The organism is Thiohalocapsa sp., from assembly GCF_022340605.1.
Classification (GTDB): Bacteria; Pseudomonadota; Gammaproteobacteria; order Chromatiales; family Chromatiaceae; genus Thiohalocapsa.
On the sequence record NZ_JAJDNQ010000075.1, the window covers coordinates 21,243 to 29,429 of the forward strand.

Annotated in this window: 7 protein-coding genes; 2 read left to right on the forward strand and 5 right to left on the reverse strand. The window is 68.9% G+C overall.

The features are described from left to right. Positions 1–317: 317 nt before the first annotated feature. On the forward strand, positions 318–3,386 hold the full coding sequence (locus LJE69_RS09645; protein ID WP_296924314.1) for a transketolase: 3,069 nt from the start codon (positions 318–320) through the stop codon (positions 3,384–3,386). A gap of 409 nt (positions 3,387–3,795) precedes the next feature. Beyond that, positions 3,796–4,116 carry a PqqD family protein gene (locus LJE69_RS09650; protein WP_296924316.1) on the forward strand — a complete coding sequence of 107 codons (321 nt, stop codon included), beginning with the start codon at positions 3,796–3,798 and terminating at the stop codon, positions 4,114–4,116. A gap of 297 nt (positions 4,117–4,413) precedes the next feature. On the opposite strand, the gene LJE69_RS09655 is transcribed toward LJE69_RS09650, so the two are convergent. From LJE69_RS09655 to LJE69_RS09675, 5 genes are all read right to left on the reverse strand, one after another. Then, a complete protein-coding gene (locus LJE69_RS09655) occupies positions 4,414–5,115 on the reverse strand; it encodes a hypothetical protein (protein WP_296924318.1) in 702 nt (233 codons plus the stop codon). A 305-nt stretch (positions 5,116–5,420) separates the two neighbouring features. Then, positions 5,421–6,239 (reverse strand): hypothetical protein, encoded by an 819-nt coding sequence (locus tag LJE69_RS09660; protein ID WP_296924320.1) that lies wholly within the window; start codon positions 6,237–6,239, stop codon positions 5,421–5,423. A 116-nt stretch (positions 6,240–6,355) separates the two neighbouring features. Continuing rightward, complete coding sequence (locus tag LJE69_RS09665) at positions 6,356–7,366, reverse strand: radical SAM protein (RefSeq protein WP_296924322.1); 1,011 nt, start codon at positions 7,364–7,366, stop codon at positions 6,356–6,358. Positions 7,367–7,410: 44 nt separating this feature from the next. Next, positions 7,411–7,725: a hypothetical protein gene (locus LJE69_RS09670; protein ID WP_296924324.1), complete on the reverse strand. Its 315-nt coding sequence runs from the start codon at positions 7,723–7,725 to the stop codon at positions 7,411–7,413. Further along, a partial coding sequence (locus tag LJE69_RS09675; protein ID WP_296924326.1) for a hypothetical protein occupies positions 7,722–8,187 on the reverse strand: 466 nt, incomplete at its 5' end. The genes LJE69_RS09670 and LJE69_RS09675, both read right to left, overlap by 4 nt.

Here is an 8,187-nt window from a genome sequence, read left to right on the forward strand (position 1 = left end):
GCTGCGGCTGGCGGGCTGCGGCCGACAGCGCGCGCCGGGGCAGGGTGGGGTTCCTGTTGCGTGCGGTGCCGCGGCGCCCGGCGCGTTCGGCCGCCAGCGCGTGCTCGCCGCTGGTCCGGCCTTTGCTGGCGTTAAGTGGATAACGGGGCGATGCGCCACCGCCGGCCGCCGTCACCGGCGCCCAGCGGCACCGGCATCAGGCACCGGCATCAGGCTCGGGCGCCGGAGACGCGGGTCGCCGACGGGCCGGCGTGGACGAGCATCGATGCCCCATCCCAGTAGAGCCCACCCCACAAGAGCACCACCGGAGGTTTCCCATGGCCACCAGCGAATCCACCAGCCCCCTGGCTCGACTCCACAACCACGGCCAGTGCTACTGGCTGGACAGTCTGTCGCGGCGCATGCTCGACGACGGCAGCCTGCAACGGCGTATCCGCGAGCAGGGCCTCTCGGGCATCACGTCCAACCCCGCCATCTTCGCCAAGGCGATGCTCGGCAGTTCGCCCGCGGACCGCGCCGCCTACGACCGGCGCATCCTGGTCGCGCAGCAGGCCACTTCCCCCGGCGATGCCGAGATCGACGTACACGCCATCTACGAGCGCCTCGCCGTGGACGATGTGCGCGATGCCTGCGACCTGTTCCTGCCACGCTGGGAGGAATGCATGAACGACGGCGTCGGCGTGGACGGCTGCGTGAGCCTGGAGGTCTCGCCGCACCTCGCCCACGACACCGACGGTACTATCGCCGAGGCGCGCCGGCTGTGGCAGGCCGTCGGCCGGCCCAACCTGCTCATCAAGGTGCCCGGCACCAGCCAGGGCATCCCAGCGATCGAGACGCTGCTCGCCGAGGGCATCAACGTCAACATCACGCTGCTGTTCGGCCTCCATGCCTACGAGGACACCCTGCAGGCCTACCTGCGGGCGCAGGAGCGGCGCCTGCGCGAGGGCCGCGACCTGCACCACGTCGGCTCGGTGGCGAGCTTTTTCCTGAGCCGCATCGACGTCGCCGTGGACGCCCGGCTGCGCCACCGCATCCAGCCCGAGGTGGACGCGTCGATCCGCGACGAGGCCGAGGCCCTGATGAACCGCAGCGCCGTGGCCGCCGCCCGGCTCGCCTACGCGCGCCTCCGCGAGGTGCTGGAGAGCGAGCGCTGGCAGAATCTCGCCGAGCACGGCGCCCAGCCCCAGCGGGTGCTTTGGGCCAGTACCGGCATCAAGGACCCGAGCCTGTCGGACGTGCACTACATCGAGCCCCTGATCGGCCCCTACACCGTCTCCACGATGCCGGAGGCCACCGCCGATGCCTTTGACGACCACGGCCAGGTGGCCGCCACCCTGTCCGAGACGGCGCCGCAGGCCGAGGCCACCGTGGAGCGGGTGGAGCAATTGCTCGGCATCGACATGGAGTCCGTCGCCGACCAGCTGGTGGGCGAGGGCGTGCAGAAGTTCAACGACCCCTACGAGCAACTGCTGGAGGGCCTCGCCGAGCGCACCCGCGAGCTCGTGGCCGTGGACAACGCCGGTCCGCTGGCGGCCGAGGCGGCGCGGCTGCGCGCCGAGGTGCTGCGCATGACCACGACTGCGGGCTCGGGGCACGCCACCTCGTGCCTGTCCTGCGCGGACATCGTGAGCGCGCTGTTCTTCCACGAGATGCGCTGGGACCCGGGGCACCCCTGGGCCGGCCACGATTCGGACGGGGGGCCGGCGCGGGACCAGGACCGCTTCCTGCTGTCCAAGGGCCATGCCGCGCCCATCCTCTGGGCGGTGCTGCATGAGGCCGGCGCCATCGACGACGACATCATGACCCTGCGCCAGCTCCACAGCGACCTCGAGGGCCATCCGACCCCGCTCAACCCCTGGGTGCCGGTGGCCACGGGCTCCCTCGGCCAGGGGCTCGCCGCCGTCAACGGCATGGCCGTGGCGGATCGGCTGGACGGCATCGAGGCGCGGCACTTCTGCCTGCTCGGCGACGGTGAGTGCTCCGAGGGCAGCGTCTGGGAGTCCGCCCAGTTCGCCGCCGACCACAAGCTTGAGCGGGTCGTCGCCATCGTCGACATGAATGGCCTGGAGCAGAGCGGCCCGTCGCCCTACGGCCACGACAGCGCGGTGCTGGCCGGCCGCTTCAAGGCATTTGGCTGGCGCACCATCGAGATCGACGGCCACGACTACGCCGATATCCTGGCTGCCCTGGCCGCCACCCGCGAGCCTGGCCCCACCGCCATCATCGCCCGCACCGTCAAGGGCAAGGGCGTCTCTTTCCTGGAGGGCGCCGAGGGCTGGCACGGCAAGGCGCTGGACCCCGACCAGCTCGGACCGGCGCTGGCCGAGATCAATGCGCCCGACAAGGTGTGCATGCAGGTGGAGCCCAGGCGGGTGCCGGCGGGTATGCAGCCGGCGGTGACCATGCGCATCGGCGGCGAGGGGGCGCAGGCCCCTGCGCAACTGGAGCTGCCCTGGAACATCGGCGACGAGGTGGCCACCCGCACCGCCTTCGGCGACGCCCTGGTGCAGCTCGGCGAGGCCTACGGCGATCTCGTGGTGCTGGACGGCGACGTGAAGAACTCCACCCGCACCCAGGGCTTCGCGGACAAGTTCCCGCGGCGCTTCGTGGAAGGGCAGATCGCCGAGCAGAACCTGTTCGGCGCCGCGCTCGGGCTCGCCGCCAGCGGCAAGCGGCCCTGTGTCGCCACCTTCTCGGCCTTCCTCACCCGCGCGTACGACTTCATCCGCATGGCCGTGCACTCGCGTGCGCCGCACATGCTCGTCTGCGGCAGCCACGCCGGCGTGTCCATCGGCCAGGACGGCGCCTCGCAGATGGGGCTGGAGGACATCGCCATGTTCCGCGCACTGGACGCCGCCACCGTGCTCTATCCGTGTGATGCCGTCAGCGCGGCCAATCTCACCGCGGCCGCGCTCGCGCATCCGGGCATCGTGTATCTGCGCACCACCCGCGGCAAGACGCCGGTCATCTACGGTCCCGGAGAGGAATTCCAGATCGGCGGCAGCAAGACCTTCGACGCCACCGACGAGGACGAGCTGACCCTGGTGGCCGCGGGCATCACCGTGCACACCGCGTTGCTTGCCGCCAAGCGGCTGCGCGAGCAAGGGCTGCGCACCCGCGTCATCGATGCTTACAGCGTCAAGCCCTTGGACGTGGCGACGCTCAAGGAGGCCATCGAGATCACCGGCACCCTGCTGGTGGTGGAGGACCACAACCGCGACGGCGGCCTCGGCGACGCGGTGGCGGCCCAGGTCGGCCGCCTCGGCCGCGTCTTCCACGTGGGCGTAGCCGGCGAGCCGCACTCCGCCACCCCCGAGGAACTGCTGGAGCGCCACCGCCTGTCCGGTGAGCAGATCGAGCGCGAGGCGCTTGCCGTCGCAGCCTGAGGGCGCATCGGTGCGCGGCGCGGCGGCGCCGCGCATGTTTCGCGCGGAAATACGGTTATGGTAGTCGGGTTAGCGCGGCGTAGCCCGACGTTGCGGCAGGGGAACCCGTTCATTGTCGGGTTACGCTTATCAATAGCTGACTACTCCAAATACTTTCGCGGTCTCGGCAGAGTCGGAGCGTCGCTGCAACAGTGAGCCAGTGAAGGGGAGGATGCTTGCCTGCCTCTGTCTTGGCGCACGCGAAGGTCTGGCGCCCACATGTGCCTGTCAAAAAAAGGGTTTTTGGGGCGTGGCGGTTGGTCCGGTTTGCGGGCGGCTGTGTCGGACGATGGCCGGCGAGCGCATGGCGTGCAGGCGCCATGGCGAGATAATCGAACGGTCTGTGTTGCCACGCGACAAGCACTCACCCATGCCCATCACGCTCGACACCCGCCTTGCACCCAATCCGGATGTCATCGTCACCGAGCTGCCAGGATCTGATGGGGGAACCGAAGCGGTGCTCCTCAATCTCGCAACCTATAAGTATTTCAATCTCAATGGCAGTGGTCTCAGGATCTGGAAGCTCATCGAGCAACAGCAACCACTGTCGGCGGCCGCCAATGACCTGATGGCGCACTTCGATGTGGAGCGGGAGCAGGCGGATGCCGCCGTTCTGCGGCTCGCCGCGGAGCTGTCCGCGGCCGAGCTGGTGATACGGCGTGATGCATCCGCTGGTGGCGGTTGTTACTAAGCATCTCGCTCGTGCAACAGTGCGCAAGTCCCGAGACCCTCTCAGGGCGTTGTCGTTGTCGTTGTCGTTGTCGTAATCGTCGTCTCAACCGTGCGGATATGCGATTACGACTTCGATTACGACAATGACAACGAAGGACGCCGGTCTCGGAATTTCCGCGGCGAAGCACGAGTGCAGCGACGTGAACATGCCGAGACCGGTCTTGGGCCGATCCCTAACCGTTTCGCCCTGGAGGGCGACACGCCGGCCGCCGGATTGGCGTTGCGTGCGGTCTCGTCGTGTCCGCGCCCGGTTGACTCATCCCGGTCGGCCGACGCCGTGTACAGCCAGCAGGGCTTCCAACGCGGCGCCGTTGCCGAAAATGTCCTGCCCGGCGTGCAGCCGATAGGCCGGTACAGCGCTCACCAGGCCGCCCAGCGCGCGCAGGTGCGCCTGTGCCCGGTCCGGCGTCCCGCTGGCAAGCAGAATGCCGCTGGCCGGTAGCAGGGCCAGCAGGGCTGCCGCGGGTGAGGCGCGCGACAGGCGACTCGTCGCCTGACCCGTGACACGCGGCAGCAGCACGGCGGCGGGACGGCAGGCGGCAACGCGCCTGCCCGGGTACAGGCCGTCGAGGGCCGCGAAGTGCTTGTTCGCAGTCGGCTCCTTGGGGAGCGCCGGCAGGCGCTCGGCGAGCGCGGGATGAAAGCCGAAGCCCCGTGCGATGCCATGCAGGTGCGGGGTATCCCCCGGCTGGAACAGGGCCACGTCGTCGGCCAGCCAGTCCCAGCCGGCGTGAATCAGGCTGAGCGCCGAACTGCTCTTGCCGCTGCCGGACTCACCGGCGAACAACAGCCCGGTTCCATTGCGCGCCACGGCACTCGCGTGCAGCGCGAAGCGGTCGCGCTCGCGCAGCAGCCACGCCAACGTGCACAGCCACGGCACCTGTTGCAGCTTGAGCGGCTCCCGCCACCAATCCTCTGCCAGCCACAGCAGCGCGCGTCCGGCTGCCGGGCTCAGCACGCCCTGTGCATGCGTGAAACATGCAAAGACGCGGTCTCGGCTGCACAGCATCCGCCAGTCACCGATCGCCACTATCTCAATCGCCTCGGGCGGCGGCGCCGGCCGCCCGGCTCGCGAGCGCACCTCGATGTGCAGTGGCGCCTCTGTCGCCTGTCCGTCCGTCAGCGCAAGGCCCCGCCGCGTCCACGCCGCAAGACGTTCAGCAAGCGCTGGCGATTCCGCCTCCAGCAAGACCGGCACTCCGGCCACGGCGGGCACCGCGTCGGCCGGGTGCGCCGCCGATGGCGGCAACGAAACCAGAGCCGTCATCGCTGTTGCTCGGTGACCTCGTATTGCCTCGGGTCGAATTGAAACTTGATCAGCGGGGGGCCGCCGTCGGGATGCGGGACGAGCTTCACCTCTGGCTGCGCCATGGTCGCGGATTTTCCAGCGGCGCTGCCGCCCGCGGTATCGCGGATACTGATCCGCAGCACGTCCGGCACTACGAAGACAGTGCCGGCCGTAAGCGTCGACCCGCCCGTTCGCGCGGCGAGCACCACGTAGGCCAGCTGGCCGGGCGACGCCAGGGCGTCGAGCACCGCGCCCAACGGCGCCTCCCGTGCAATCGCCCCGGTCGGTGCCCCAGTCGGCGTCACGAGTGGCCCGAGATGATCCTGCAGGGAAGCCAGCAGCGCTCGGCCGGCCTCGTCGTCGAGATCCAGCCTGATGGCGCCCCGGCCCGGGCTGTCGTTGGCTGATGGCGCCTCGGCCCCGTGCGCCGCGATGGGGTCCCCCTCCAGCACGTACAGCGCCTTCAGGGCGACCCGGTCTGCGCCGAGCTCGCGCCGGGCCAGCAGCACGCAGGCGACGCCCCGGTGCGTGCGTAGCGCATCGCCGATACGCTGCACCGAGATGATGCTGTTCTGGGACGCCTCCGGCTCCTGGACGTTGCGCACGTATTGGGCTGCCGCGAGCAGATCGACCAAGTCTTCCACGAGCGGCTCGGTTGCGGCGCCGGCGAAGTCGAGACGGCCGGACTGGCTGGTTGTCGGCCCGGCCCCTGCTGGAGCCACCCATGCGGTTGCAGCGACACAGGCCATGGCCAAGGTCAGCGCCGCCAGGCGTCGCAGCTGGTGAATGTTCATGGCGTCATCTCCCGGAGTCAGCGTACGCGTGTGCCGAATGACCGAAACGGGGCGTGGAAGCGCCGTGCCGCGGCCGCGGCGCCAACCCCGGACGTGCCTCACCCGGTGACCACCCGCTATCGCGGGCCGGGGATATCGCCCGCGCCGGTGAGGGCATCGAACCAGGGGTGCGCGGGCTGGCCGTGGATCCAGTCGACTGCGCCGAATCGCTTTGCGCAGTACCAGCAGGGGAAGTTGTCGTCGTCGCGCCAGTCGCCGAACGCCTTGCGCTGCCGCTTCTCCTGCCGCAGGGCGTCACGCAGGCGCTTCAGCGCGACCAGCCCGCCGGCGAGGCCAGTCTCGCGCAGGTCCGCGGCGACCGCCTGTTCTTCACCGGCGAAGCCGGAGAGGTGGCAACAGAGGCCGAGTCGGCCGTGCCGGTCCAGGTTGTACTCATCTCCCCGCAGCACCGAGCACGGAAAGAGGTCCTCGCTCCAACCGCCCGGGGCGAAGACGACGGGCAACTCGCCCGCCGCCCGCAGCGCCCGCAGTTCCACATCCAGTGCCTTGCGCTCTGCGGGCGTCAGCTCGAGGCCGCGGGCAGCGGGGCGCGGGTCGCTCATCAGGTGGCCGAAGCGCACGCCCAGGGCACCGATTCGGCCGGCGAGCCGCACCAGCTCGGCCGCTTCGGCCCGGTTGTCCCGGGTCAGCGCCATGTTGAAATTGAATGGCAGGCAGTAAACCACGCAGACGCTTGCCGCTTGCATCACACGCCGAAAGGAGCCGCGGCCGCGCAGGGCGTCATGGGTGGCTTCACGTGCACCGTCCAGGCTCAATGTGATCATGCGCAGCCGTTCGCTGTGCGATCGCAGCACGTGCAGGTGCTTTGGCAATAACCAGCCGTTGGTTACCAGCGCATAGTCCATACCAGCGGCCGCGGTCATCCGGATCACATCGGCAAACGGCGAGTGCAGCAGGGGCTCACCGCCCGTGAATGCGAAGCAGTCGATGCCGCAACCCCGCGCCTCGGCAAGGACCCGCTCCAAGAGCGCCATGGTGAGCGCGTGCCCGCCGCCGTGTCGGCCGGATGGACAGTGCCCACAGCGCAGATTGCACCGATCCGTCAGTTCCACGACGAGCGTTGTCACGAGCGAGTCCCGGGTTGGCTAGCTCAAGGCATTTTGCGCAAGCGCTAGGAGGGGGTGAGGGGGTTGAAGCTCGGCGAAAAGAACCCCGGCTCTGCCATCACGCCCCGCAGATCACCGCTCGGCGTCAGCTTGGGCTCCATGAAGGTGAGCCTGGGCTGTGTGAACGCCGGCTTACGGCGAAAGGTGTTGGGGGCTGGCGCGATGTTTGACAGACTGGTCGGATCAATAGGCGCAGACTCGGTCATCGCTTGGTCCTTGCTTCGTCGGATTGCATTGGGGTCGGTTACCGCGCACATGCGCTCTATGGCTCGCGCCGCGCCCGGTCGCGGAGGTACCGGGATGCGCTTGAAGCTGATCATGGGGACGAGCAGTCGCAGTCATAAGTGAGCGTTAGCTGTTGCCCCTCGGGCAGGTCGTCATCGAACTTCACGCTGGCGGTTCTGGCGGCTCCACAGCCGATGGGAAGTCTGGCGCTGCCGGGCACATACTTCCAGCCGGACGGACCCTCGATATTGGTCACCTTGACGTTCTCCAATGCCAGAACAAAGGCGCGCCGACGGTCTAGCAGCCCCGCTACGCTCGCGACCTTTCCGTTACCGCCACAGGCGAAAACGGGCTGTGCGATCGAGCTCAGCTTCGTCGTCACCCTGACCCTCCCACCTCTGTCTGCGCTCGAGAAGACGTCAACGAACATGGCGAACATGTCCGTGCTGGCCAGGCCGACTTCATATGTCACCGGCGTGCACTCACCCGGTTCCAGTTCTCGGTTGAAATAGGGGTCCGTCGCCACCGGCGGCTGCGGAAACACGAGTGTCTCGACA